Origin of the sequence: Streptomyces sp. NPDC001351 (assembly GCF_042896045.1) — a bacterium.
In the GTDB taxonomy this organism is placed as follows: Bacteria; Actinomycetota; Actinomycetes; order Streptomycetales; family Streptomycetaceae; genus Streptomyces.
Genome location: NZ_JBIAWS010000008.1, coordinates 310,278 through 336,292, shown reverse-complemented (window position 1 = coordinate 336,292; position 26,015 = coordinate 310,278). Strand labels below are relative to the sequence as shown.

22 protein-coding genes are annotated in these 26,015 nt (G+C 71.1%); 15 read left to right on the top strand and 7 right to left on the bottom strand.

All coding sequences use genetic code 11. From position 1 onward, the window contains the following. Positions 1-8: 8 nt before the first annotated feature. Positions 9-230: a DUF397 domain-containing protein gene (locus ACFY1U_RS29600; protein ID WP_390697170.1), complete on the bottom strand. Its 222-nt coding sequence runs from the start codon at positions 228-230 to the stop codon at positions 9-11. Then, entirely contained in the window at positions 190-1,035 is an 846-nt protein-coding gene (locus ACFY1U_RS29595) for a helix-turn-helix domain-containing protein (RefSeq protein ID WP_390697169.1), read from the bottom strand. The genes ACFY1U_RS29600 and ACFY1U_RS29595 overlap by 41 nt, the downstream gene beginning before the upstream one ends. 118 nt (positions 1,036-1,153) lie before the next feature. Between ACFY1U_RS29595 and ACFY1U_RS29590 the strand changes: the two genes are divergently transcribed. From ACFY1U_RS29590 to ACFY1U_RS29555, 8 genes are read left to right on the top strand one after another with little or no spacing between them, the layout of a single operon-like run. Beyond that, the gene (locus tag ACFY1U_RS29590; RefSeq protein WP_390697168.1) at positions 1,154-1,951 is read left to right on the top strand and encodes a TIGR03084 family metal-binding protein; all 798 of its coding nucleotides are present in this window, start codon (positions 1,154-1,156) and stop codon (positions 1,949-1,951) included. Next, on the top strand, positions 1,948-3,639 hold the full coding sequence (locus ACFY1U_RS29585; protein WP_390697167.1) for an acyclic terpene utilization AtuA family protein: 1,692 nt from the start codon (positions 1,948-1,950) through the stop codon (positions 3,637-3,639). Before ACFY1U_RS29590 ends, ACFY1U_RS29585 begins: the two co-directional genes overlap by 4 nt. Next, entirely contained in the window at positions 3,636-5,234 is a 1,599-nt protein-coding gene (locus ACFY1U_RS29580; RefSeq protein WP_390697166.1) for an acyl-CoA carboxylase subunit beta, read from the top strand. The genes ACFY1U_RS29585 and ACFY1U_RS29580 overlap by 4 nt, the downstream gene beginning before the upstream one ends. A gap of 5 nt (positions 5,235-5,239) precedes the next feature. Then, positions 5,240-7,090, top strand: a complete 1,851-nt coding sequence (locus ACFY1U_RS29575; RefSeq protein WP_390697165.1) for an acetyl/propionyl/methylcrotonyl-CoA carboxylase subunit alpha — start codon at positions 5,240-5,242, stop codon at positions 7,088-7,090. 57 nt (positions 7,091-7,147) lie between these two features. Next, positions 7,148-8,284 (top strand): acyl-CoA dehydrogenase family protein, encoded by a 1,137-nt coding sequence (locus ACFY1U_RS29570; protein WP_390697164.1) that lies wholly within the window; start codon positions 7,148-7,150, stop codon positions 8,282-8,284. Between the two features lie 26 nt (positions 8,285-8,310). Next, the gene (locus ACFY1U_RS29565) at positions 8,311-9,888 is read left to right on the top strand and encodes a 4-coumarate--CoA ligase family protein (RefSeq protein ID WP_390697163.1); all 1,578 of its coding nucleotides are present in this window, start codon (positions 8,311-8,313) and stop codon (positions 9,886-9,888) included. Beyond that, positions 9,885-10,619: an enoyl-CoA hydratase family protein gene (locus tag ACFY1U_RS29560; RefSeq protein ID WP_390697162.1), complete on the top strand. Its 735-nt coding sequence runs from the start codon at positions 9,885-9,887 to the stop codon at positions 10,617-10,619. Before ACFY1U_RS29565 ends, ACFY1U_RS29560 begins: the two co-directional genes overlap by 4 nt. After that, positions 10,607-11,227, top strand: a complete 621-nt coding sequence (locus ACFY1U_RS29555) for a TetR/AcrR family transcriptional regulator (protein ID WP_390697161.1) — start codon at positions 10,607-10,609, stop codon at positions 11,225-11,227. Before ACFY1U_RS29560 ends, ACFY1U_RS29555 begins: the two co-directional genes overlap by 13 nt. 51 nt (positions 11,228-11,278) lie before the next feature. Here ACFY1U_RS29555 and ACFY1U_RS29550 read toward each other — a convergent pair whose 3' ends face one another. After that, positions 11,279-12,379 carry a citrate synthase 2 gene (locus ACFY1U_RS29550; RefSeq protein WP_365836214.1) on the bottom strand — a complete coding sequence of 367 codons (1,101 nt, stop codon included), beginning with the start codon at positions 12,377-12,379 and terminating at the stop codon, positions 11,279-11,281. A gap of 277 nt (positions 12,380-12,656) precedes the next feature. On the opposite strand from ACFY1U_RS29550, the gene pdxH reads away from it, so the two are divergent. The 3 genes from pdxH (at position 12,657) to ACFY1U_RS29535 (ending at position 16,023) form a co-directional block, all read left to right on the top strand. Beyond that, positions 12,657-13,343 carry a pyridoxamine 5'-phosphate oxidase gene (pdxH, locus tag ACFY1U_RS29545; protein WP_390697160.1) on the top strand — a complete coding sequence of 229 codons (687 nt, stop codon included), beginning with the start codon at positions 12,657-12,659 and terminating at the stop codon, positions 13,341-13,343. A 313-nt stretch (positions 13,344-13,656) separates the two neighbouring features. Beyond that, a complete protein-coding gene (locus tag ACFY1U_RS29540) occupies positions 13,657-14,484 on the top strand; it encodes a GNAT family N-acetyltransferase (RefSeq protein WP_390697159.1) in 828 nt (275 codons plus the stop codon). Positions 14,485-14,619: 135 nt separating this feature from the next. Next, a complete protein-coding gene (locus ACFY1U_RS29535; RefSeq protein WP_390697158.1) occupies positions 14,620-16,023 on the top strand; it encodes a PAS domain-containing protein in 1,404 nt (467 codons plus the stop codon). Between the two features lie 21 nt (positions 16,024-16,044). On the opposite strand, the gene ACFY1U_RS29530 is transcribed toward ACFY1U_RS29535, so the two are convergent. Next, positions 16,045-16,800, bottom strand: coding sequence for an SIS domain-containing protein (locus tag ACFY1U_RS29530; protein ID WP_390697157.1), 756 nt, complete (start codon positions 16,798-16,800; stop codon positions 16,045-16,047). A gap of 225 nt (positions 16,801-17,025) precedes the next feature. Between ACFY1U_RS29530 and ACFY1U_RS29525 the strand changes: the two genes are divergently transcribed. Together ACFY1U_RS29525 and ACFY1U_RS29520 are read left to right on the top strand one after the other, a co-directional pair. After that, positions 17,026-17,718: a metal-dependent transcriptional regulator gene (locus ACFY1U_RS29525; RefSeq protein WP_030941023.1), complete on the top strand. Its 693-nt coding sequence runs from the start codon at positions 17,026-17,028 to the stop codon at positions 17,716-17,718. 572 nt (positions 17,719-18,290) lie between these two features. Further along, positions 18,291-19,163 (top strand): alpha/beta fold hydrolase, encoded by an 873-nt coding sequence (locus ACFY1U_RS29520; RefSeq protein WP_390697156.1) that lies wholly within the window; start codon positions 18,291-18,293, stop codon positions 19,161-19,163. A gap of 129 nt (positions 19,164-19,292) precedes the next feature. On the opposite strand, the gene ACFY1U_RS29515 is transcribed toward ACFY1U_RS29520, so the two are convergent. The 3 genes from ACFY1U_RS29515 to ACFY1U_RS29505 form a co-directional block, all read right to left on the bottom strand. Further along, positions 19,293-20,888, bottom strand: coding sequence for a transporter (locus ACFY1U_RS29515; RefSeq protein WP_390697155.1), 1,596 nt, complete (start codon positions 20,886-20,888; stop codon positions 19,293-19,295). Beyond that, positions 20,885-21,658 (bottom strand): ABC transporter ATP-binding protein, encoded by a 774-nt coding sequence (locus ACFY1U_RS29510; protein ID WP_390697154.1) that lies wholly within the window; start codon positions 21,656-21,658, stop codon positions 20,885-20,887. Before ACFY1U_RS29510 ends, ACFY1U_RS29515 begins: the two co-directional genes overlap by 4 nt. A 108-nt stretch (positions 21,659-21,766) precedes the next feature. Then, positions 21,767-22,420 (bottom strand): bifunctional DNA primase/polymerase, encoded by a 654-nt coding sequence (locus ACFY1U_RS29505; protein ID WP_390697153.1) that lies wholly within the window; start codon positions 22,418-22,420, stop codon positions 21,767-21,769. Between the two features lie 266 nt (positions 22,421-22,686). Between ACFY1U_RS29505 and ACFY1U_RS29500 the strand changes: the two genes are divergently transcribed. Next, positions 22,687-24,072, top strand: a complete 1,386-nt coding sequence (locus tag ACFY1U_RS29500) for a transcriptional regulator (protein ID WP_390697152.1) — start codon at positions 22,687-22,689, stop codon at positions 24,070-24,072. A gap of 190 nt (positions 24,073-24,262) precedes the next feature. Next, on the top strand, positions 24,263-25,999 hold the full coding sequence (locus ACFY1U_RS29495; protein ID WP_390697151.1) for a hypothetical protein: 1,737 nt from the start codon (positions 24,263-24,265) through the stop codon (positions 25,997-25,999). The last annotated feature ends 16 nt before the right edge of the window (positions 26,000-26,015 follow it).

Below are 26,015 nucleotides of genomic sequence, written 5' to 3'. Positions count from 1 at the left end.
ACCCGTACTCAGCCTCGGTCGCGAGGGTTCTCGACGGCACCTCGGAGGAAGGCGGAGAAGGCAGCCGGGCTGAGGGTGAGGACCCCTGCCGGGGGGTTCTTGGAATCGCGGACGGCTATGACGGCGGTGTGGGGGGTGAGGTCGGCGACCTCCACGCATTCACCTCCGGTGCCGCCGCTGTACGACGACTTACGCCAGCGGGCTCCGGTCAGGTCCTGGCTGTTCTGCATACCGTTCCTCCCGTACGCGGGCGATCAGCGCTGCCGAGTCCTCGACTGAGAGGGCTGCGGCCTGCAGATGATCGTAACGATGCGAACAGTCCCTGACGACGTCTGGGTTGGCGGTCATGTACCCCTTGTCGTAGTTCTCTGAGTAGACGATGTCGGGGTCGGCATCGAAACGCAGAATGGTGAACGAGCCCGCCGTGGCCGGGTGTTGCCCCACCCCGAACGGCAACAACTGCACACGCAGCTGACGGCGTTTCTGGAGGTTCAACAGGTGCGTCAGCTGCTGATGCATGACTTCCCTGCCGCCGAAGGGCCTGTGCAGCACCACCTCGTCCAGCACCACCCATGCCAAGGGCGGTTCCTCCCGAGTCAGGATGCGTTGCCGTTCCATGCGCGCAGCGACCTGGTCGTCGAGCTTGTCCGCCCAGCCTGCCTCCAGCACGGCACGCGCGTACCCCGGTGTTTGGAGCAACCCGTAGACCACCTGGGTCTGGAACGTGGCGATGCTCGCCGCCCGCGCCTCCATCTCCGCAAACGGCTGAAACCAACTCGGCAACTGGTTCCGCAGAACCAGCCCCACCAACCGCGAAAACGTCCCGTCCGTCCCCAGCGCCGCATCCACTCGCTCGGAGAACTCCCGCGTCGGCACCTTCAGCGTCGTCTCGATCTGGCCGATCAGCGACCCGGTGCAGAACACGATCGAACCGAGCGCCGCTTGAGTCAGCCCCGCTGCCTCCCGAGCACGCCGTAGCTCGAAGCCGTAGTAGTCCAGTGGCGACGCACTGGGATCAAGTTCGCGCATATACATGGCGACCACCTCCAATAACCGAGGGTAGTCACTCGAGTGCGGACAGGTTCGGGCCTGTGGAAAACAAATTAATGCAAGCATGCTTGCTTGTTTCTGGGTCCGCTGCCATGCTCACCCCATGGCTGACCCGACGCCCGTGATCGACGATCTCTGCGCGGAGAGCGAGGAACTCGACCTGCTCGTGGCCGAGTTGAGCCCGGAGCAGTGGGCGCTCGCGACCCCGGCGCCCGGCTGGACCGTCGCCCACCAGATCGCGCACCTCGCCTGGACCGACCACTCCTCCGTGCTGGCCGTGACCGACCAGGACGCCTTCGCCCGCGAGGTCGAGAAGGCGCTGGTCCAGCCCGGCGACTTCGTCGACAACGGCGCGGAGGAGGGCGCCGTGAAGCCGCCCGCGCAGCTCCTCGCGGACTGGCGAGCCGGGCGCAAGGCGCTGGCCGACGCGCTGCGGGCCGCACCCGACGGCGCCCGCTTCCCCTGGTACGGCCCGCCCATGTCCACCGCCTCCATGGCCACCGCCCGCCTCATGGAGACCTGGGCGCACGCCGGGGACGTGGCGGACGCGCTGGGCGTGGCACGCACCCCCACCGACCGGCTCCGGCACATCGCCCGCCTCGGTGTCCGCACCCGCGACTTCGCCTTCGGCGTGCACGGACTGACTCCGCCGTTCGAGGAGTTCCGTGTCGAACTGACGGCACCTTCCGGCGAGTTGTGGATCTACGGCCCCGAGGACGCCACGGACCGCGTCACCGGCCCCGCCCTCGACTTCTGCCGCCTGGTCACCCAGCGCGCCCACCGCACCGACCTCGCCCTGCACGCAGAGGGCTCCGACGCCGACCGCTGGCTCGACATCGCCCAGGCCTTCGCGGGCCCACCAGGTGCCGGACGCCCGCCGAAGGGCGGCGGCACCGCATGACGACGACCCTGCGCGTCGGCAACGCCTCCGGCTTCTACGGCGACCGTTTCGACGCCATGCGCGAGATGCTCACCGGCGGTGAGCTGGATGTCCTCACCGGCGACTATCTCGCCGAGCTGACCATGCTCATCCTGGGCCGCGACCGCCTGAAGGACCCCGCGGCCGGATACGCCCGCACCTTCCCGCGCCAGCTGGAGGAGTGCCTCGGGCTCGCGCACGAGCGCGGAGTGCGGATCGTCGCCAATGCCGGTGGTCTCAACCCCGCCGGACTCGCCGATGCCGTACGGCAGTTGGCCGACCGGCTCGGCCTCCCCGTCCGCGTCGCCCATGTCGAGGGCGACGACCTCAAGGCCCGGTATCCGGACCGCCTCGCCGCCCACGCCTACCTCGGCGGCTTCGGCATCGCGGCCTGCCTCCGGGAGGGCGCGGACGTGGTCGTCACCGGGCGCGTGACGGACGCGGCGCTGGTCACCGGGCCCGCCGCCGCCCACTTCGGATGGGGGCCGGGGGACTACGACCGGCTCGCGGGGGCCGTCGTCGCCGGGCATGTGCTGGAGTGCGGGGCGCAGGCCACCGGGGGCAACTACGCCTTCTTCAACGAACGCGCGGGGGACCTCCGGCGCCCCGGCTTCCCCCTCGCCGAGATCCACGAGGACGGCAGCTGCGTCATCACCAAACACCCCGGCACCGGCGGTTTCGTCGACGTCGGCACGGTCACCGCGCAGCTGCTGTACGAGACGGCCGGCGCCCGGTACGCGGGACCGGACGTGACGGCCCGCCTGGACACGATCCGTCTCACTCAGGACGGCCCCGACCGCGTCCGCGTCGAAGGCGTGCGCGGCGAGGCCCCGCCCCCCACCCTCAAGGTCGGCCTCAACCGCCTCGGCGGCTTCCGCAACGAGGTCGCCTTCGTCCTCACCGGCCTCGACATCGAGGCCAAGGCCGCGCTTGTGCGGGGGCAGATGGAAACCGCCTTCGCGGAGGCCAAGTCCGCACCGGGCGAGGTCAGTTGGGACCTCGTCCGCACCGACGCCCCCGACGCCCCGACCGAGGAGACGGCCAGCGCGCTGCTCCGGCTCGTCGTGCGGGACCCGGACGAGCGGCTCGTCGGGCGGGCGCTGAGCGGAGCCGCCGTAGAACTGGCACTGGCCAGCTACCCCGGATTCCATGTGCTGGCGCCACCGGGAAAGGGCGCGCCTTATGGGGTTTTCGAGGATGTGTACGTCCCCCATAGCGCCGTCGACCATGTGGCGGTGCTCCACGACGGGCGGCGGGTTCCTGTGGCTCCGGCACAGGACACCCTCGTACTCGAAGACCTCCCGAGCCCCGAGTCGCCCGAACCGCTCCCGGACGGGCCCGCGCGGCGCGCCCCGCTCGGCCTCGTCGCCGGCGCCCGCAGCGGGGACAAGGGCGGGAACGCCAATGTGGGCGTGTGGGTGCGGACGGACGAGGCGTGGCGGTGGCTCGTTCACGAGCTGACGGCCGATCGATTCCGTGAGCTGCTGCCCGAGACCCTCGACCTGCCCGTCACCCGGCACATCCTGCCGAACCTGCGCGCCCTCAACTTCGTCGTCGAGGGCATCCTCGGCGCGGGCGTCGCCGCCCAGCACCGCTTCGACCCGCAGGCCAAGGCCCTCGGTGAATGGCTGCGCTCCCGCCACCTGGACATCCCGGAGGCCCTCCTGTGACCGTTCTGCCGACCACCCTGGACACCAGCGGGCCGGACTACCGGGCGGCCCGCGAGGCCATGCTCGCCAAGCTCGCCGACCTCGATGCCGAGCACGCCAAGGCCCTCGCGGGCGGCGGCGAGAAGTACGTCGAACGGCACCGCAGGCGCGGCAAGCTGCTCGCCCGCGAGCGCATCGAACTGCTCCTCGACCCGGACACGCCCTTCCTGGAACTGTCGCCGCTCGCGGCCTGGGGCAGCGAGTACGCGGTGGGCGCCTCGCTCGTCACCGGCATCGGCGTGGTGGAGGGGGTCGAATGCCTGATCACCGCCAATGACCCGACCGTACGCGGAGGCGCCAGCAACCCCTGGTCGCTGAAGAAGGCCCTGCGGGCGAATGACATCGCGCTCGCCAATCGGCTCCCGTGCATCAGCCTGGTGGAGTCGGGCGGCGCCGATCTGCCCTCCCAGAAGGAGATTTTCATCCCCGGGGGCGCCATCTTCCGGGACCTGACGAGACTGTCGGCGGCCGGGATCCCCACCGTCGCCGTCGTCTTCGGGAACTCGACCGCCGGAGGCGCGTACATCCCCGGCATGTCCGACCACGTGATCATGGTCAAGGAGCGCGCGAAGGTCTTCCTCGGCGGTCCGCCCCTGGTCAAGATGGCGACCGGCGAGGAGAGCGACGACGAGTCGCTCGGCGGCGCCGAGATGCACGCGCGCGTGTCGGGTCTCGCCGACTACTTCGCCGTCGACGAACCGGACGCGCTGCGCCAGGCCCGGCGGGTGGTCGCCCGCCTCAACCACCGCAAGGCGTACGGTGATCCGGGACCGGCCGAGCCCCCCAAGTACGACGAGGACGAGCTGCTGGGCATCGTGCCGGAGGACCTGAGGACCCCCTTCGACCCGCGCGAGGTCATCGCCCGGATCGTCGACGCCTCCGACTTCGACGAGTTCAAACCGCTGTACGGGACGAGCCTGACGACTGGCTGGGCCACACTCCACGGCTATCCCGTGGGGGTGCTGGCGAACGCCCAAGGGGTGCTCTTCAGCGAGGAGTCCCAGAAGGCCGCCCAGTTCATCCAGCTGGCCAACCAGCGCGACATCCCGCTCCTCTTCCTGCACAACACCACCGGCTACATGGTCGGCAAGGAGTACGAGCAGGGCGGCATCATCAAGCACGGCGCGATGATGATCAACGCGGTCTCCAACTCGAAGGTGCCCCATCTGTCGGTCCTGATGGGCGCCTCCTACGGCGCCGGTCACTACGGCATGTGCGGCCGCGCCTACGACCCCCGCTTCCTCTTCGCCTGGCCCAGCGCCAAGTCGGCCGTCATGGGCCCGCAGCAGCTCGCCGGCGTCCTGTCCATCGTCGCCCGGCAGTCCGCGGCCGCGAAGGGGCAGCCGTACGACGAGGACGGCGACGCCGCCCTGCGCGCCATGGTGGAGCAGCAGATCGAGTCCGAGTCGCTGCCGATGTTCCTGTCCGGGCGGCTGTACGACGACGGCGTCATCGACCCCCGCGACACCCGCACGGTCCTGGGCCTGTGCCTGTCGGCCATCCACACCGCGCCGTACGAGGGTGCGCGCGGCGGCTTCGGCGTCTTCCGGATGTGAGGCTCATGATCAGTTCTGTCCTGGTGGCGAACCGCGGCGAGATCGCCTGCCGTATCTTCCGCACCTGCCGCGAGTTGGGAATCCGGACGGTCGCGGTGCACTCCGACGCCGACGAAAACGCCCTCCACGCGCGCGTGGCCGACACGGCGGTACGGCTGCCGGGCGCGTCGCCCGCGGAGACGTACCTGCGCGGCGACCTGATCGTGAAGGCGGCCGTCGCCGCCGGCGCGGACGCCGTCCACCCCGGCTACGGCTTCCTCTCCGAGAACGCCGACTTCGCACGCGCCGTCATCGACGCCGGCCTGACCTGGATCGGACCGCCCCCCGAGGCCATCGAGGCGATGGCGTCCAAGACGCGCGCCAAGCACCTCATGGGCATCGCGTCCCTGGAGCGAGGCCGGATCACCGAGGCCGACCTGCCCGTCCTGGTGAAGGCCGCCGCGGGCGGCGGAGGGCGCGGGATGCGCATCGTGCGCCGCCTGGAGGACCTCGACGCCGCCCTGGAGGGCGCACGGGCCGAGGCCGCGAGCGCCTTCGGCGACGGCGAGGTCTTCGTCGAGCCGTACCTGGAGCAGGGCCGCCACGTCGAGGTCCAGGTCCTCGCGGACAGCCACGGCACGATCTGGACCCTGGGCACCCGCGACTGCTCCCTCCAGCGCCGCCACCAGAAGGTCATCGAGGAGGCCCCGGCACCCGGGCTCTCGGAGAGCCTGACGGAGGACATGTGCGCGCTGGCCGTACAAGCCACGTCCGCCGTCGCCTACGAAGGCGCCGGCACGGTCGAGTTCCTGGTCGCCGACGGCCGCGCGCACTTCCTGGAGATGAACACCCGCCTCCAGGTCGAACACCCCGTCACGGAGGCGGTCTTCGGCATCGACCTGGTGGCCCTGCAGATCCGGGTCGCCGAAGGCCACCGCCTGGAGAACGACCCCCCACGCGCGCGTGGCCACGCGATCGAGGCCCGCCTCTACGCCGAGGACCCGGCGAACGACTGGACCCCCCAGACCGGCACCCTGCACCGCCTGACCGCCCCCGAAGGCATCCGCCTGGACACCGGCTACGGCGACGGAGACGACATCGGCGTCCACTACGACGCCATGCTCGCCAAGGCCGTCGCCCACGCCCCCACACGCGCGGAGGCCGTCCGCAGGCTGGCCGGAGCCCTGGAGAGCACCACGATCCACGGCCCCACCACCAACCGCGACCTCCTCGTCCGCTCCCTGCGCCACCAGCAGTTCACCTCGGCCGCCATGAACACGGCCTTCTACGAGCACCACCTCCCCGAACTGACCACCCCGCCCCCGGCCCCCTACGCCCCCCTGGCCGCCGCCCTCGCCGACGCCCGCTCCCGCCCCTCCCGCTTCGGCGGCTTCCGCAACCTCCCCTCCCAGCCCCAGACCAAGCGGTACGCCATGGCGGGCGAGGAGCACGAGGCCCGCTACCGGCACACCCGCGCGGGTCTGGAGGCGGACGGGGTGCGGGTCGTCCACGCGGACGCGCGTCTCGTCGTACTCGAAGTGGACGGCGTACAGCAGAAGTTCGAGGTGGCACGGTACGGCGACGACGTCTACGTGAACGCCACCCGCCTGACCGCTCTGCCCCGCTTCCCCGACCCGACGGCCCAACACGCTCCGGGCTCCCTGCTGGCGCCCATGCCGGGAACGGTCGTGAAGGTGACCGAGGGGCTGGCCGTAGGAGCGCCTGTACAGGCCGGAGAGCCCCTTCTGTGGCTGGAGGCGATGAAGATGCAACACAAGATCACAGCCCCGGTCACGGGCACGCTGACAGCTTTGCACGTAGTACCTGGCCAGCAAGTGACGGTCGGCTCATTGCTGGCAGTGGTGGAGGAGACGTAAGGGGCGCGGGGAACTGCGCGACCAGCCACATACAACCCGCACCCCGAAGGAAACCAGATGGCCCTCATCGAGTCCGAAGAACACAAAGCCCTCCGCTCAGCAGTCGCCGCCCTCGGCAACCGCCACGGCCGCACCTTCGACCGAGAAGCCCTCTGGTCAGAGGCAGCCAAGCTCGGCTACCTGGGCGTCAACCTGCCGGAGGCACACGGCGGCGGAGGCGGCGGCATAGCCGAACTCTCCATCGTCCTGGAGGAATTGGGAGCCGCAGGCTGCCCCCTCCTCATGATGGTCGTATCCCCGGCGATCTGCGGCACAGTGATCGCCCGCTTCGGCACCGAGGACCAGAAACGCACCTGGCTCCCGGGCCTCGCCGACGGCACCCGAACCATGGCCTTCGGCATCACGGAACCGGACGCCGGCTCCAACAGCCACCGCATCACCACCACGGCCCGCCGCGACCCGGACACCGGTGACTGGCTCCTCACCGGCCGCAAGGTCTTCATCTCCGGCGTGGACATAGCGGACGCAACCCTCATAGTCGGCCGCACCGAAGACGCCCGCACCGGCACCCTCAAGCCCTGCCTCTTCATCGTCCCCCGGGACGCCGAAGGCTTCACCCGTCGCCAGATCGACATGGAACTGCACGCAGCCGAGAAGCAGTTCGAGCTGACCCTGGACGACGTACGCCTCCCGGCGGACGCCCTCGTCGGCGACGAGGACGCAGGCCTCCTCCAGCTCTTCGCCGGCCTCAACCCCGAACGCATCATGACCGCCGCCTTCGCCATCGGCATGGGCCGCTACGCACTCGCCCAGGCGATCACCTACGCCCGCGACCGCACCGTCTGGAAATCCCCCATCGGTGCCCACCAGGCCATCGCCCACCCCCTCGCCCAGGCGCACATCGACCTCGAACTCGCCCGCCTGATGATGCAGAAAGCTGCCTACCTGTACGACGCCGGAGACGACGTCGGCGCAGGTGAGGCCGCCAACATGGCCAAGTACGCGGCCGGAGAGGCCTGCGTCAGGGCCGTCGACCAGGCCGTGCACACCCTCGGCGGAAACGGCCTCACCCGCGAATTCGGACTCGCCTCGTTGATAACGGCCGCACGCGTGGCTCGTATTGCTCCGGTGAGCCGGGAGATGATTCTCAACTACGTCTCCCACCAGACTCTGGGCCTTCCCAAGTCGTACTAGACCGTCGTGGCCGCCTTGGAGGAACCGTGTTCCGCAGCGAGTACGCAGACGTCCCGCCCGTAGAACTCCCCATCCACGAAGCGGTGCTGGGCCGGGCCGCCGAGTACGGTGACGCCCCCGCCCTGATCGACGGAACCGACGGCACCACCCTCACGTACGAACAACTGGACCGCTTCCACCGGCGCATCGCGGCCGCGCTCGCCGAGGCCGGCGTACGCAAGGGCCATGTGCTCGCCCTGCACAGCCCCAACACCGTCGCCTTCCCGACCGCCTTCTACGCGGCCACCCGCGCGGGTGCCTCCGTCACCACCGTGCACCCCCTGGCCACCGCCGAGGAGTTCGCGAAACAGCTGAAGGACTCGGCGGCCCGCTGGATCGTCACCGTGTCACCCCTGCTGGAAACGGCACGCAGGGCCGCCGAACTCGCCGGCGGCGTCGAGGAGATCTTCGTCTGCGACAGCGCGCCCGGACACCGCTCGCTGATCGACATGCTGGCCTCCGCCGCCCCCGAACCGGACGTCGACATCGACCCGGCGGCGGACGTCGCCGCACTGCCGTACTCCTCGGGCACCACCGGCATCCCCAAGGGCGTCATGCTCACGCACCGCCAGATCGCCACCAACCTCGCCCAGCTCGAACCCGTCATGCCGGCCGGCCCCGGCGAACGCATCCTCGCCGTCCTGCCCTTCTTCCACATCTACGGCCTGACGGCCCTCATGAACGCACCCCTCAGGCAGGGCGCCACGGTCGTCGTCCTCCCGCGCTTCGAACTCGAAACCTTCCTCGCGGCCATCCAGAACCACCGCATCACCAGCCTGTTCGTCGCCCCGCCCATCGTCCTGGCCCTCGCCAAACACCCCCTGGTCGCCCAGTACGACCTCTCGTCCCTGAAGCACGTCATCAGCGCCGCCGCACCCCTGGACGCCCACCTCGCCGCCGCCTGCTCCGAGCGGCTCGGCCTGCCACCCGTCGGCCAGGCCTACGGCATGACGGAACTGTCACCCGGCACCCACGTCGTCCCCCTCGACGCCATGCACGACGCACCCCCCGGGACCGTCGGCAAGCTCATCGCGGGCACCGAGATGCGCATCGTCTCCCTCGACGACCCCGACAAGGACCTCGGCACCGGCGAGTCCGGCGAGATCCTCATCCGCGGCCCCCAGATCATGAAGGGCTACCTCGGCCGCCCCGACGCCACCGCCGCGATGATCGACCCGGACGGCTGGCTGCACACTGGAGACGTCGGCCACGTCGACGCCGACGGCTGGCTGTTCGTCGTCGACCGCGTCAAGGAACTCATCAAGTACAAGGGCTTCCAGGTGGCCCCCGCCGAACTCGAAGCCCTCCTCCTCACCCACCCGGGCATCACCGACGCGGCCGTCATCGGCGTCTACAACGACGACAACAACGAGGTCCCGCACGCCTTCGTCGTCCGCCGGCCCACCGCCACCGACCTCTCCGAAGGAGAGGTCATGATGTACGTCGCCGAACGCGTCGCCCCCTACAAGCGCGTCCGCCGGGTCACCTTCATCGACAGCGTCCCGCGGGCCGCCTCCGGCAAGATCCTCCGCCGCGAACTCCGGGAACTGCAGGAGCGCACATGACATTGATCGGACGTACCCGCGCGCGTGGCATCGAGACCCTCAGCCTCGACTCCCCGGCCAACCGCAACGCACTCTCCGCGGCACTCGTCGGCGAACTGGCCGACGCGCTGACGGACGGCGCCAAGGACACCGACGTACGCGCGATCGTCCTCACCCACACCGGCAACACGTTCTGCGCGGGCGCCGACCTCCGCGACCCTCCGGCCCCGGACGCACTCGTCGGGCTGCTGAGGCAGATCGTCGAGCTGCGCAAACCGGTCCTGGCCCGCGTGACAGGCCACGTACGCGCAGGCGGCCTCGGCCTCCTGGCGGCCTGCGACATCGCGGCAGCGTCGACCGGAGCGACCTTCGCCTTCACGGAGGTACGGATCGGAGTGGCCCCCGCGGTCATCTCCCTGCCCCTGCTGCCCCGCACAGACCCCCGAGCACTCGCCCGCTACTACCTCACCGGCGAACGCTTCGAGGCCCCCGAGGCGGCCCGCATCGGCCTGCTGACCGCCACCGGCGACGACGTGGACGCCGTACTGGAACCGATCCTGGACGGACTGCGCCGAGCCGCCCCTCGGGGCCTGGCCGAGACGAAAGCGCTGCTCACGGCTAAGGTGCTCGAAACATTCGACCGGGACGCGGCCGACCTCACCGCGCTCTCGGCCCGGCTGTTCGCCTCCCCGCAGGCCCGCGAGGGGATGACGGCCTTCCTGGAACGACGGGATCCCACATGGGTGCTGTGACCACCGACAACGGCGTCGACCGCGCCGACCGCGTACCCAAACAGGACCGCAGCCGAGCCACCCGGCAGCGCCTCCTGGAAGCCGCCGTGGCCTGCCTCGCCGAACACGGCTGGGCAGGCTCCACCGTCTCCGTCGTGGCCGAACGCGCCGGCGTCTCCCGCGGCGCCGCCCAACACCACTTCCCCACCCGCGAGGACCTCTTCACGGCAGCAGTCGAATACGTGGCCGAGGAACGCTCGACGGCGCTCCGCGCCCTGTTCCCGCAGGGAGCGGCCGGAGACCGCCGGGCGGTCGTGTCGGCCCTCGTCGACCTCTACACCGGCCCCCTCTTCCGGGCGGCGCTGCACCTGTGGGTCGCCGCCTCCAACGAAGACCAGCTCCGCCCCCGGGTGACGGAACTCGAGGCGCACGTCGGCCGCGAAACCCACCGCATCGCCGTCGACCTCCTGGACGCCGACGAGTCCCGCCCGGGCGTCCGGGAAACCGTCCAGGGCCTCCTGGACATGGCCCGCGGCCTCGGCCTCGCGAATCTGCTCACGGACGACACCGGGCGGCGGGAGCGGGTGGTGGCGCAGTGGGCCGCACTGCTGGACGAGGCGCTGGACTGAACTCCCGGGCCCATGCCTCGGCCCGCAGCCGCCCGCGCCCCCCAAGCCCCGTCAGCGGGCGATGCCCTCGTACCCCTCGATCTCCGAGGGACGCCGCACGCCCGGCCCCACGTACCGCGCAGACGGGCGCACGAGCCGGCCCGTCCGCTTCTGCTCCAGGATGTGCGCCGACCAGCCGGCCGTACGGGCACACGTGAACATCGAGGTGAACATGTGTGCCGGCACCTCGGCGAAGTCGAGGACGATCGCCGCCCAGAACTCGACGTTCGTGGCGAGGACGCGATCCGGGCGCCGCGCGTGCAGCTCCGCCAGGGCCGCCTTCTCCAGCGCCTCGGCGACCTCGAACCGCGGAGCGCCCAGCTCGCGGGCCGTACGCCGCAGTACGCGCGCGCGTGGGTCCTCGGCGCGGTACACGCGGTGTCCGAAGCCCATCAGCCGCTCGCCCTTGTCGAGTGCCTGCTTGACGTACGCCTCCGCGTCGCCGGTCCGTTCGATCTCCTCGATCATGCCGAGGACCCGGGAGGGCGCGCCGCCGTGCAGCGGCCCTGACATCGCTCCTACGGCGCCGGAGAGCGCCGCGGCGACATCCGCTCCGGTGGAGGCGATGACGCGGGCCGTGAAGGTGGACGCGTTCATGCCGTGCTCGGCGGCGGAGGTCCAGTAGGCGTCGACGGCGGCGACATGCTTGGGGTCGGGCTCGCCCCGCCAGCGGATCATGAAGCGCTCGGTGATCGAGTGGGCCTTGTCGATCTCCCGCTGCGGCACCATGGGCCGGCCCTGGCCACGGGCCGACTGGGCGACGTAGGAGAGGGCCATCACAGCGGCTCGGGCCAGGTCCGCGCGGGCCTGCTCGGCGTCGATGTCGAGGAGGGGTTTGAGGCCCCAGACGGGTGCCAGCATGGCCAGGGCCGACTGGACGTCCACCCGGATGTCGCCGGAGTGCACGGGGATCGGGAACGGCTCGGCGGGCGGCAGGCCGGGGTTGAAGGCGCCGTCGACGAGCAGCCCCCAGACGTTCCCGAAGGAGACGTGACCGACCAGGTCCTCGATGTCGACGCCCCGGTACCGGAGGGCGCCGCCCTCCTTGTCCGGTTCGGCGATCTCCGTCTCGAACGCGACGACTCCCTCGAGTCCGGGTACGAAGTCGGACATCAGGCGGCTCCTCGTGATGTGTACGACAGATGTGCAGGGCAGAAAAGCGGCGGCTCGGCCGCTGGATCCCCGGTCGTATCGTGCGACTCGTGGTCCTGGGTGGCCACCCTGGTGATGCCCCACGCGGCTGGTCGCTCAACCAGAACGCACCAGCACGATATCCCTGAGTGCCACTTTTGGGGAGGGTTCGCGGCACTCAGTGCCACTGGCGCTCGTGGTCGGCGACGGGCGCCCCTGCCGAAATCATGACGGACGCCATGGCGGACGGCACCTGCGGATGCGGCAGGATGATCGTGTGACCGACCGAGACGCCGTCCCCCTCGATCCCGCCTCGATGCGCAAGCAGTACCGGGCCGAGGGCCTCGCCGAGTTCGATCTGGCCGCCACTCCGGTGGCGCAGTTCGCACGCTGGTTCCAGCAGGCCGCGACTCAGGCCCACCTCTTCGAGCCGAACGCCATGATCGTCTCCACGGCGAACGCCGAGGGCCACCCCACCTCCCGAACCGTGCTGCTGAAGCACTTCGACGAGCAGGGTTTCGTCTTCTACACCAACTACGACTCCCGCAAGGCCCGCGACCTCGCGGAGAACCCGTACGTCTCGCTGCTCTTTCCCTGGCATCCGATGGCCCGCCAGGTCATCGTCACGGGCATCGCGCGCCGCACCGGCCGCGACGAGACCGCCGCCTACTTCCGCACCCGCCCGCACGGCTCGCAGCTCGGCGCCTGGGCCAGCGCCCAGTCGAGCGTGATCTCCACCCGCGCCGACCTCGACGCCTCGTATGCCGAACTGGCCGCCCGCTACCCGGAGGGCGAGCAGGTGCCGGTGCCTCCGCACTGGGGTGGTTTCCGGGTCGCCCCGCAGGCGGTGGAGTTCTGGCAGGGCCGCGAGAACCGGCTGCACGACCGGTTGCGTTTTGTGGCGGAGGCGGACGGGGGGTGGCGGGTGGAGCGGCTCAGTCCCTGAGAGCGCCCTCGCAACGCAGACGACCCGCGAGCTCTGGTCCCTCCGCCTGGGCGGAGGAGCCGGCCGGACGTACCGGCGAGCTCGCGGGTCGGGTGACTGCTTGGGATTGGGCCGGCTGCACGGTTCTCTCCCGTGCTGGTCCGGCACCGCACTCGGTGTGGTGGCGAGCCGCTAGCCCGCAGTCACCTCACGCGTCCGGTATTCATACATCTGCCGAACCACCTCCCTTCTCGTGTAACCCACACCCTAAGAACGGGTCGGCGCACGATCAACCACTTTTTTTGGCAGCGGCCGGTGATCTAGCTTTTCGACCATGACGCAGCGACGCGCGATCCTCAGTGGGTCGACCTTCGAGGAGCAGATCGGTTACGCACGGGCCGTGGTCGACGGGGACTGGGTGCATGTGTCCGGGACCACCGGGTTCGACTACGCGACGATGACGATCTCCGACGACGTCGTCGCGCAGGCCGAGCAGTGCATACGGAACATCGAGGCGGCGCTCGCGGACGCGGGGTGCGGGCTGGGTGATGTCGTGCGGGTGCGGTATCTGCTGCCTGAGCGGGACGACTTCGAGCCCTGCTGGCCGGTGTTGCGGCGGGCGTTCGGGGAGGTGCGGCCGGCGGCGACCATGATGGTGGTCGGGCTGGCTGATCCTCGGATGCGGATCGAGATCGAGGTGTACGCGCGGCGCCCGGTGCTGCGGATCGAGGCCGTCGGCTCCGAGGCGATGCTGGAGGAGTGGCGGTTCGTCCACAACGAGATAGTGCCGCCTGCCGCCATGTCCCTGGACGAGGCACGGGAGCGTCTCGGGCGTTACCGGTTGGAGAACGCGTATCTGGGGGATGTTCTCGTCGGGTGTTCGACCGTGCGGCCGCCGGAGGGCGAGGAGGGTGTGGCCACGGTGATCGCGCGGGTGTTGCCCGAGTTCCGGGGGCGGGGGTTCGGGCGGACGATCTACGAGAAGGGGTTGGCCCACGCGCGCGTGCTGGGTGCCGGGGTGATCGAGACGTGTGTGCTGGCGGCCAATGAGGGCGGGCTGCGGTTTGCCGGGAAGTGCGGGTTTGTCGAGACCGACCGGTATGTGCTGGACGGTGAGAGCGATCTGTGGATTGATCTTCGGCTGGTGATGGCCGGATCATAGGGACCGGCGGGCGTTACAACGATTCCTTCAATCTTGGGGGAACTCGGTGTGTGCTGCGTCACGTTCCAGTTAGATGATTGCGAGTGAGCGAACCGACGCGCCGTACGTGCGGACGCAGCTTGGCAGGGGGTCCAGGTGAGTGCTTCCCGGCGTAGTGGGACCACCGACGAGCTGGGGCCCGATGAGCCCGAGCGGGCCGGCCCGGTGGGCCCTGACGGCTCCGATCTGCTGGCCGCGCTGCTCGACGGGATGGATGCGGCGCTGTGTGCCTTCGACGCGGGCGGGGTCGTCACCCATTGGAATCGTGAGGCCGAGCGGATTCTGGGGTGGAGCGCGGCCGAGGCGGTGGGCCGGCACGGGTTCGCGGGGTGGGCGGTGCGCCCTGCGGATGCCGAGGAGGTCGAGGGGCGGCTGATGTCCGCCATGGAGGCCCCGGGGCGGCAGGTGCACGAGTTCGCGCTGCTGACGAAGGACGGCGGGCGGGTGCTGGTGCGGACGCAGTCCGCGGCGGTGCGCGGGCCCGACGGCAAGCCGGCGGGTGTGTACTGCGCCTTCAGCGAGGTGCATGCGCAGATCGATCTGGAGCGGTCGATCGCGCTGAGCGAGGCGTTGTTCGAGGACGCGAGCTGGGGTGTCGTGCTGGTCGATGCCGATCTGCGGCCCGCGGTGGTGAACGCTCATGCGGCGCGTGCGCTCGGCATCGGGCGTACGTCGGCGCTCGGGCGGCCGCTGGGGGAGTTGCTCGCCCAGGGTGTGGAGGAGCTGGAGAGCGCGCTCACGCATGTGCTCGCGGAGGGCGCGCCGCCGGCGCCGGCCGAGATCTGGGTGAGTGTGCGGACGCCGGAGGGCGATCAGCGGCGGTGCTGGCGCTGCGGCTTCGTACGGCTGGCTTCGCCACTCGCGGAGGAGCCGGTGCCGTTGGGTGTCGCCTGGCTCTTCCAGGACGTGACGGAGGGCAAGCAGGGCGAGCAGGAGGCGGCGCTGCTGCGGTTCAGGACCAATCAGCTGCACCGGGCGGCCCGGGCGGCCGCGGAGTGCGAGGACCCGGGTGAGGCGGCGACCGTCCATCTGGACTTCGCGCTCGCCGGGTTCGCCGATCATGCGCTGATCGACCGGGTGGCGGGCGGTGCGGTGGCCGACGGGGCGGCGGAGGGTCCCGTACGGCTGGTGCGGGTCGCCGCGACGCCGTCCGGGGCGCCGGGGCCGAGTCTGCTGACCGGGCAGGCGGGGTTGCCGGTGCGGTACGGGCAGGGGCATCCGGCGTTGCAGTGCGTGGAGCGGGCGGGGTCCGTGCGGGCGAGCGTGGGGGCGGTGCCGGCGGAGCAGGCGCGGGAGTGGGCGCTGGCTCGGCAGTGGCCGGGGGACGCGGTGCACGCGTTGTGTGCGGTGCTGCGGAGCCGGGGGCGGACGCTGGGGGTCGTGACGTTTCTGCGGGGGAGCGGGCGGAGCCAGTTCGAGCGGGTGGATTCGCTGTACGCGGAGGATGTGGCCGTTCGGATCGCTGCGGCGTTGGACCTGGCGGGGGTTGTGGGGCGGTAGCGCGGTCCGGCGGGTGCGTGGCTACTGCTGGTAGAAGATCCGGTCCCCGTATTCCTCCATCACCCGTGCGTTCCACTCGTGGCCGCCGTCCACGTTTCCCGAGCGCAGCAGGGGTGGTTCGATGCCGCGTTCGGCCAGGGTGCCTGCTGCCGTGGCCATGACGGCCTGGAGGATCGCGCTGGTGACGACCGTGGAGGCCGGGGCGAAGGGGGCCGGGATGCTGTCGAGGGTGAGGGTGGCGTCGCCGATGGGGATCTTGGAGTCGAGCACGAGGTCGCAGTGGTCGCGCAGATAGGTGCCGGAGGTGTGCCGGGACCGGGTCTCGGTCGCGTACGCCACTGAGGTCACGCCGATGACCTTCACGCCGAGCGCGCGGGCGTGCAGGGCCATTTCGACGGGGAGGGCGTTGCGGCCGGAGAGGGAGATGATCACCAGGGCGTCCCCGGTGCGGAGCGGCGAGGAGTCGAGGACGGCGGTCGCGAGGCCGTCGACGCGCTCCAGGGCGGAGCCCAGCGTGGCCGGCATCACGTCGACGCCGACGACGCCCGGCACGGCGAGCAGGTTCATCAGGGCGAGTCCGCCTGCTCGGTAGACGACGTCCTGGGCGGCCAGTGAGGAGTGACCGGCGCCGAAGGCGAAGAGGCGGCCGCCGTCCGTGACAGTGTCGGCGAGCAGGGTGCCGGCCGCCGTGATGGACTGCGCCTCCTCGTCCCGGACCCGTTGCAGGAGGTCGATCGCGGCGTCGAAGAACTGGTCGGCCAGTTTGCCGTCGCTCATGCGGGTCCTTCCGGGGCGGTGTGGGGTCCGGGCGCGGATGTGTCGCGGATCACCGTGCGGTCTGGACCAGTGCCATGTCAATACGGGGGGTGAGCGCCCGGTCGTAACGCCGTGGTTTCAGCGGCGAGGCACGGTTGTCAGTGGTATGCGTCAGAATTGAATCCAGGGCCAGCGCACACGCCGGGAAGCTGTCGTGCTTCCGGCAGATCTCATCGAGGGGCACGTATGTCCGGACTGATCGACACCACGGAGATGTATCTCCGCACCATCCTCGAGCTGGAGGAGGAAGGTGTGGTCCCCATGCGCGCCCGGATCGCCGAGCGGCTGGACCAGAGCGGGCCGACCGTCAGCCAGACGGTGGCGCGGATGGAGCGGGACGGTCTCGTGTCCGTCGCGACGGACCGCCATCTGGAGCTGACGGACGAGGGCCGTCGCCTCGCCACGCGCGTGATGCGCAAGCACCGGCTCGCCGAGTGTCTGCTGGTCGATGTGATCGGCCTGGAGTGGGAGCAGGTGCACGCGGAGGCGTGTCGCTGGGAGCACGTGATGAGCGAGGCCGTGGAGCGGCGCGTGCTGGAGCTGCTGCGGCACCCGACCGAGTCGCCGTACGGCAACCCGATCCCGGGTCTGGAGGAGCTGGGCGAGAAGGACGGCGCGGACCCGTTCCTGGACGAGGGCATGGTGTCGCTGGCGGACCTCGACCCGGGCGCCGACGGCAAGACGGTCGTGGTGCGCCGTATCGGTGAGCCGATCCAGACGGATGCGCAGCTGATGTACACGCTGCGGCGGGCTGGGGTGCAGCCCGGTTCGGTGGTGAGTGTGACGGAGTCGGCGGGCGGTGTGCTGGTGGGCAGTGGCGGTGAGGCGGCCGAGCTGGAGGCGGATGTCGCCTCGCATGTGTTCGTCGCCAAGCGCTGAAGCCGTCAACTTTCGTTGTTCCAGGGGGGTTTGAGGCGTCCTGTGGGTTGGTCGCCGATGTCTTCGGTGCCGGGATTCAGTGCGTCGAAATCGCAGCGCCCGGACGCTTCGCGTGCGAGGCTGTCGCGTGAGGCATATGACCTGAGGGGGGCCGGGAGGATGTGCCGCAGACGTGTGGAGGGCCCCGGCGCCATACGGCGCCGGGGCCTGTCCTCCCCTGTGCTGACCCGGAGCCCCGAGCTCTCAGGGTCATCCCCTTCGGACCTCTTTCCCCGAGCGGTCCGCCTCCCGCTGAAGATCTCCCCTCGGCGGCGGCGATCATTCCTCGGGCGAGGTCACTCGTACGAGGGGTGTTGCTCGCAGGCGCAGTATTTTCGAATAGTCATTCGATAGCCTTCGGTGACAGGTCACGCGGAATGTGCGCTTCAGGAGTGAGCGCACCAGCACTGAGCGCACAAGAACTGAGCTCACAGGAACAGGCAGCTGCACGGCACGGCAGGACACGGTTCACAGGACCGGCCGGCTCGAGCGGGAGCGAGCGGTCCGAGCGGAGCTAGGGGGGTGCCAGGACCATGGCGCGACGCATCGACGTGACGGGAGCGGGTGGCGTACGCCTCGCGGCCTGGGAGTTCGGCGACCCTCCCAAGACCGATCCGGCTCAGCCCGTGTCCGAGGACACCCCCGGAGTGCTGTTACTGCACGGCCTGATGGGCCGCGCCTCGCACTGGGCGGCCACCGCCCGCTGGCTGTCCGGGCGGCACCGCGCCGTCGCGCTCGACCAGCGCGGCCACGGCCAGAGCGACAAGCCCCCGCAGGCCTCCTTCACCCGTGAGGCGTACGTCGAGGATGCCGAGGCCGCCCTCGAGCAGCTCGGTCTCGCCCCGGCCGTCCTCATCGGCCACGCCATGGGCGCGCTGACGGCCTGGCAGCTCGCTGCCAAGCGCCCCGAACTGGTTCGGGGCGTGGTCATCTGCGACATGCGGGCCTCCGCACTGGGGATCGCCTCACAGCGGGAGTGGGCTGACTGGTTCAAGGCCTGGCCCGTCCCCTTCGCCACGCTCGCCGACGTACGCAAGTGGTTCGGCGAGGACGACCCGTGGGTGGAGCGGCCGAATCCGGCGCGGGGGGAGTTCTACGCCGAGGTGATGCACGAGTCACCCGACGGCTGGCGTCCCGTCTTCGACCACGAGCAGATGCTGCGCTCCCGGGAGACCTGGGTGTATGACGCGCACTGGGAGGAGCTTGCGCAGGTGCGGTGTCCGGCACTTGTCGTGCGCGGGGTCGACGGGGAGTTGGGGCGGGCCGAGGCGCAGGAGATGGTGCGGGTGCTGCCTCTCGGCGAGTATGCGGAGGTGGCTGATGCGGGGCATCTTGTGCACTATGACCAGCCGGTGGCTTGGCGGGCGGCCGTCGAGCCGTTTCTCGATGCGGTGTTCACTGCGTGAGGCTGGGCAGGGCGCCTAGTGGCTCGGGGGTGCTGTTGTTTGGCGGGTGCGGGTTGTTTGTGGTTGATCGCGCCGTTCCCCGCGCCCCTTCGGGGCGCGTTGTAGCCCCCCCCGCGTCAAATGGTGCCGTCAGCCCTTGCTTACCGCCGTCAGGATCTCCGGGAGGCGGGCCGCTGTGCGGGGGGCTGCCAGGCGTAGGCCTGCCAAGGTGATGCCTGCCCCGTACGCTGCGCCGACCGGCAGCAGCAGCCAGCCCCACTGGTCGCCGTCCTTGGCCACGTTTGCCCAGATCGTGGCGACGATGACGGGGGCGGACAGCAGGGCCGCGGAGACCATGCCGCCGAAGATGGAGATCCAGGCGAGGCCGGCCTGGCCGGGGGCCACGTTCTTGTAGCCCTCCTGCGGGATGGAGTACGGGAAACGGGCGGATGTCCATGCGCCGGTCGCCAGCATCGCGCCGAGCAGGGAGAAGGACAGGCCGAGCACCTCGGGCAGACGGGGCCAGTCGCCGAGCATCGCGGTGGTCAGGACGGTCACGAGGGTGGCGTACGGCAGGGTGATCACCAGCAGGGCGAGCGCTCGCCCGCGCAGCTCGACATAGGCGTCGTGCGCGGAGGAGATGGTGGTGGCGACCATCCAGAACGCGGAGGTGTCCTGCCCGAACTGGTTGTACATCTGGATGCCGAGCATGCCCGCGGCGAAGCACGCGAAGTAGATCGAGCCGGTGCCCTGCAGCGCGTTGAACACGGGCACGATCAGGCCGATGGCGAGCGAGGTCACCCAGGCCGCCTTGGTCTTGGGGTCGCGCCAGATGTAGCGCAGGCTGCGTTCCATGACCGTGCCGGTGCGCCCGGAGGGCAGCAGACGGGCGAGACCGCCGGTGGTCCGTTCGCGGGCGGCGGGTTCGGCGGCCTGGAGGGTGGAGCCGTCGGGCGAGGTCATCAGCCGGGTCAGATGGCGCGACCAGACGGCGAGCAGCAGTATCAACGCGCCCACGGTCAGGGCCAGTTGGAGGACGGCCACGCCGTACGAGCCGTCGCTCGCCGACTGCACCGCGCCGATGGCCGACGCGGGCGGCACCCACTTCAGGACGTCCGCCACCGGGTCGAGTTGCGAGAGCCCGGAGGAACCCAGGTGCTGCGCCCCGAAGTTGACCAGCTGCGCGCCGATCGCGATGACCAGGCCGCTCAGCACCGCCAGGTCGCGGCCCTTGCGGCTGGTCAGCAGGCGGATGTTGGCGGCGGCGACGGCCCGCGCCAGGGCCACGCACACCAGCAGCCCGAGGACGACGGCGAGGACACCGACGGCGTACGCCGCCCCGCCGTGTGCGACCGCGATCACCGAACCGGCCAGCAGAAGCAGCGTGAACAGCGGCCCGATGCCCACCAGCGAGGCCGCGAGCAGCGCCCGCACCAGCGGCCGGGGCCGCAGCGGCAGCATCACAAGCCGCGTCGGGTCGAGCGTCTCGTCGCCGCTCGGGAAGAACAGCGGCATCACCGCCCAGCCCAGCGCCAGTACGGCCGTCAGGAGCAGGACCACGGGCAGGGCGTGCGTGTTGCCGTGCAGCGCGATCAGCCCGAGCAGTTGCAGCGCCCCGAACAGCACCACGACGACGGCCGAGACGACATAGGCGGCCCGCCGTCCGCCGGACTGCCTGAGCCCGTTGCGCAGCAGCGACAGCTTCAGCCGTACGAAGACGGGAGTGAGGTCGGCTTCGCCCGTCATCGTGCGCCGCCGCCCAGCCAGTCCAGGTGCGACCCCGTGTCGCGGCCGCCCGCGCCGACGAGTTCGAGGAACGCCTGCTGCAGCGAGGCCGCCTCCCCGCGCACCTCGGCGAGCGTGCCGTGCGCGCGGATACGGCCGGCGGCCATCACGGCCACCCAGTCGCACAGCGACTCGACGAGCTCCATGACGTGGGAGGAGAAGACGACGGTGGCGCCCGAGGCCGTGTACCGCTCCAGGACCCCGCGGATGGTCTGGGCGGACACCGGGTCGACGCCCTCGAACGGCTCGTCGAGGAAGAGCACTTCGGGGTTGTGGAGCAGCGCGGCCGCAAGGCCGATCTTCTTGCGCATACCGGTCGAGTAGTCGACGACGAGCTTGTGCTGGGCGCCGGCCAGGTCGAGCACATCGAGAAGCTGCGTGGCCCGCTTGTCGACCTCGGCCCCGGGCAGCCCGCGCAACCGCCCGCTGTACGCGAGCAGTTCACGCCCCGACAGCCGCTCGAACAGCCGCAGCCCCTCCGGCAGCACCCCGATCCGCGCCTTCACCGCCACCGGATCCCGCCAGACGTCGTGCCCGACGACCTCGACACTCCCCTGATCGGGCCGCAGCAGGCCGGTCACCATGGAGAGGGTCGTGGTCTTCCCCGCTCCGTTCGGCCCGACGAGCCCGATGAACTTCCCCGCGGGTAGTTCCAGATCAATCCCGGCAACGGCAACTTGCTGCCCGAACCGCTTCCACAGTCCCTGTACGCGCACGGCGGCTGACGTCATGGATCAACCCTACGGCGCTGCAGCCGCCCTGAAGGGGCGCGGGGCTGTGCTGATCAGCGGCTCCGCCGCGTGGGCGCGAGCAACCACACACAACCCGCAGTCGCGAACCTACCGATCCCGCCCACACGCATAGGCAAGCGGCGAAATCAGTTCCTCCGCATCCGGCAGCCACCGATTGGCGGGCGTGGGCCGACAGGCCCACTGAACGGCCCCCCGCGACCCGTACCGCGTAGGCGGCGCAGCCACATACCCCCCCTCCCCGAGGACAACGAGATCCAAGGACGAGGGCGACCAGCCCAACTTCCGCACCAGTTCGGGCATCTTCACCGCCGCCCCGGGCAGCACGAAGAAGTGCATCCGGCGATCCGGCGTCAACGTCACAGGACCGAGCGTCAACTCCATGCGCTCCATGCGCGCCAGCGCGAGGAACCCCGCGGTCTCGGCGACCTCGATCGCGTCGAACGTACGGCCCGTCGGCAGCAGGATCGACGCCCTCGGGTGCTTCTGCCACATCCGGCGGGCGACGGTCGCACTGCCCGTCGCCAGCGCCTCCCAGTCGTCGTCCGCCGGATGTGCGCCGCGCGCGGCGCACGCGGGGTCGCCGCAGGAGCAGTGCCACACCCCGTCGACGGCCTCCAGCCAGGTGCCGGGAAAGACGTCCCAGTGGCGCTCCTCGGCGTAGCGGACGGCGGTCTCCTGCAGCGATTCCCCGCGCTGCTTCGGAATCTGAGCGGCTTCGGGGCCGGCGATCGTCTCTTCCACGGTGAACTCAACTCCCGCATCCACCTGGAGTTACGGGGGTAACGCGCGCGGGGGAGGAGCATTGATTCCGTATCTGGGGCGCATGGATGCATGTGTGGGGGCGCGCGGGAGGAACCTCGGCGTGAGCTGGGTAGCCACCGGTGGGGTCGGGTTCCGCCTTTACCCCGGCAATCCGCGCAAGCCTCGCATTTTACGTCTGTCGGCGGGGCATTGATCTTCACGGCCGGATCTTTTCGCTTCAGGGAATTGTTCCCAGGGGGTACGCCATGGCCGCAAGGCCTCTCGTCGCGCGACAGCCGAACGAACGGTTGCAGGCGCTCATCCAGGAGGCGGGGTGCTCGAACGCCGGGCTCGCCCGTCGGGTCAACATGTGCGGCGCCGAGCACGGCCTCGACCTGCGCTACGACAAGACGTCCGTGGCCCGTTGGCTGCGCGGGCAGCAGCCGCGTGGGCGCGCCCCGGCGATCATCGCGGAGGCGCTGGGCCGCAAGCTCGGCCGTACGGTCACGATCGACGAGATCGGCATGGCCAACGGCAAGAACCTCGCCTCGGGCGTCGGGCTCCAGTTCTCGCCGACGGTACTGGGAGCCATCGAACAGGTCTGCGAGCTGTGGCGCAGTGACGTGGGGCGCCGGGACTTCCTGTCCGGTTCGTCCGTCGCCGCGTCCGCGCTGGTCGAGCCGAGCCGGGACTGGCTGATCTCCTCGCCCGACTCGCAGGTGTCGCGCTCGGCGGGGCCCCGGGTGGGGCAGTCCGACGTGGCGGCCGTGCGCGCGATGACGCAGGCGCTGGTGGATCTGGACCATCAGTACGGCAGCGGGCATGTGCGCCCGGTGGTCGTGCACTACCTCAACAGCGTCGTCTCGGGGCTGCTGGCGGGGTCGTACCGGGAGGCCGTCGGCCGTGATCTGTTCGCCGCGGTGGCCCGGCTGACCGAGCTCGCGGGCTACATGGCCGTCGACACCGGGCAACCGGGCCTGGCCCAGCGGTACTACATCCAGGCGCTGCGGCTCGCCCAGGCCGCAGGGGACCGCGGCTACGGCGGGTATGTCCTCGCCGCCTCCATGAGCCACCTCGCCGCGCAGCTCGGAAACCCGCGTGAGATCGCGCAGTTGGCGCGGGCGGCGCAGGAGGGGGCGCGGGGGCGCGTGACACCGCGCGCGGAGGCGATGTTCTACGCGGCGGAGGCGCGCGGGCACGCGTTGATGGGTGACGCACGGGCGGCCCAGGTGGCGTCCGGGCGGGCGGTCACGGCGCTGGAGTCCGCCGATTCCGCCTCCGGGGACGACCCGGCGTGGATCGCGCACTTCGACGAGGCGTATCTGGCCGACGAGTTGGCGCACTGCCACCGGGACCTCGGGCAGGCCGAGGCGGCGGCGCGGTGCGCGCAGGAGTCCCTGGCCGGGCTCCCCGAGACCAAGGCGCGCCGGCGTGCCATCGGGTATGTGCTGCTGGCCACCGCGCAGGTGCAGCAGCGGGAGATCGAGCAGGGCTGCAACACGGGCCTGAAGGCCGTGGAGCTCCTCGAGTCCCTGCGCTCCAACCGGGGCGCCGAGTACCTGGAGGACTTCCAGCAGCGGCTGGACCCGTACCGGGACGAGCCGGTGGTGCGGGAGTTCGGAGCCCGCCTTGACCTGCAGGCGGCTGCGTGAACCTGCGGCGAACGGCCGGTTGCCGTGCGGGGCCGGCGGAAGTGGGTGACAGATACAGCGGTCTGTAGAGCGGTTTTGTTACTGCTGTCACAGGGAAGGAGGTTGCGCCCTGAGCTGCGTGGCACCCGGCTCGGGGGACCCGGTAGCGTGAGCCGACGATTCCGAAGGTCCCCCATTCGTAGGAGTCCCGGTGACGCAGAGTGGACAGGGCGAGGAGCCCTCGCCGCGCGAAGCGCGCGAAGGCATCGTGCTGCCCTCCGACGGCGGCGAGCCCCTGCTGCCGGGCATGCTGGGCGCCCAGGCTCCGGCCGGCCCGCAGCCCGGCCCCTACGGCGGACCGCCTGCCGGCGACTCCGCCGGGCAGCAGGCAGGCCCGTACGGCGCTCCGCAGGCCCCGGGCGCGGCCCCGCCCGGCGGTCAGGCCTGGGGCACGCCATGGGGCCCCGAGCAGCAGCAGAGCCCGGCCCCGCCGCCGGGCCAGGGCTGGCCGACCCCACCGGCCCCGGCGTGGGGGGCACCCGACCCGCAGCAGTCGCCGCCGCCGGACCAGTGGGGTGCCCACACGTCCGGCGCCCTGCCCCCTGAGGGCACCCCGGCCCCGTCGTACGGCGGGCAGCCCGCGATCCCGCAGCCCCCGGCGAACGCGCCCTTGCCGCCCGCCGCGCAGGGAGGCCCGGCCGCGCCGCTGCCGGCCGACCGCTCCGGTGGTTACGGCTCTGCTGCCGCGCCGGGCGCGGACGCGTACGGTGCCCCGGCTTCGGGGGCCGCGCCGCACGGAGGCCCGGCTGCCCCGCTGCCTCCCGCCCACCCCGGCGGCTACGGCTCTCCCGCCGCTCCCGGCGGTGCTCCTCTTCCGCCCGCTGTGGATGAGGGAGCAACCCAGTACATACCGCCCGTTGCCGCTGTTTCCGATGCCGAAGGGGCGACGCAGTACATTCCGCCCGTTGCGCCGGGGGCGTTGCCGCCCGAGGTGAGTGGGGGTGGACCGGTCTCCGAGGCCACGCAGTTCCTCGGGCATGTGCCGCATGCGGCCGGGCCCGACTCCCAGGCCACGCAGTACATACCCCCCGTGACCGGGCAGGCGCCGTACGGCATGCCGCAGGGCGGGGACCGGCAGCCGCCCGCCGAGTTCGACAACCTGTTCCGCAGCGGGCCCGGCAGCGAGAGCCCCGCCCAGGCCACGCAGCAGATGCCGCGCTTCCAGCAGCCGCCGCCGCAGGCTGCGCAGCCCCCGCAGGGCGCGTACCCGCCGCCCGGCGACGGCCGATGGGGGTCCCCCCGCTCCGGCGAAGCCGAGAGTGGGGGACGCTCGCGGGTGCCGCTCATCGCCGCGATCGGTGTCGGCATCGTCGTGCTCGGCGTCGGTGCCGGCGCGCTGCTCAACGGCGGGGGCGGCGGCACCAAGGACAAGAACCAGACCGTCTCCGCCACGGCCCCGGCCACCGACGGCTCCGCCTCCTCGGCAGGCGATCCGGCGAAGCAGCAGGCCGTCGCCCTGGACAAGCTGCTCGCCGACAGCGGTGACAGCCGGGCCTCGGTGATCCGGGCGGTGGACAGTGTGAAGGGGTGCAGGGACCTCGGCCAGGCCGCCTCCGACCTGCGCGGCGCGGCCAAGCAGCGCACCGAGCTGGTCACCCGGCTGTCCGGCCTGTCCGTCGACAGGCTTCCGAACCACGCCGCGCTGACCGCCGCGCTCACCAGGGCCTGGCAGGCGTCCGCGGCGGCCGACAACCACTATGCGGCCTGGGCCGACCAGGTCGGCGGCAAGAAGGGCTGCAAGAAGGGCCAGGCCCGCCCCACCGGCCAGACCGCGGCCGGCAACCGCGAGAGCGGCACCGCCAGCCAGCAGAAGGTCAAGGCGGCCCAGCTGTGGAACGCCATCGCGAAGACCTACGGCCTGACCTCGCGCCAGCCGACCCAGCTGTGACGTGAAGGCGCGGACG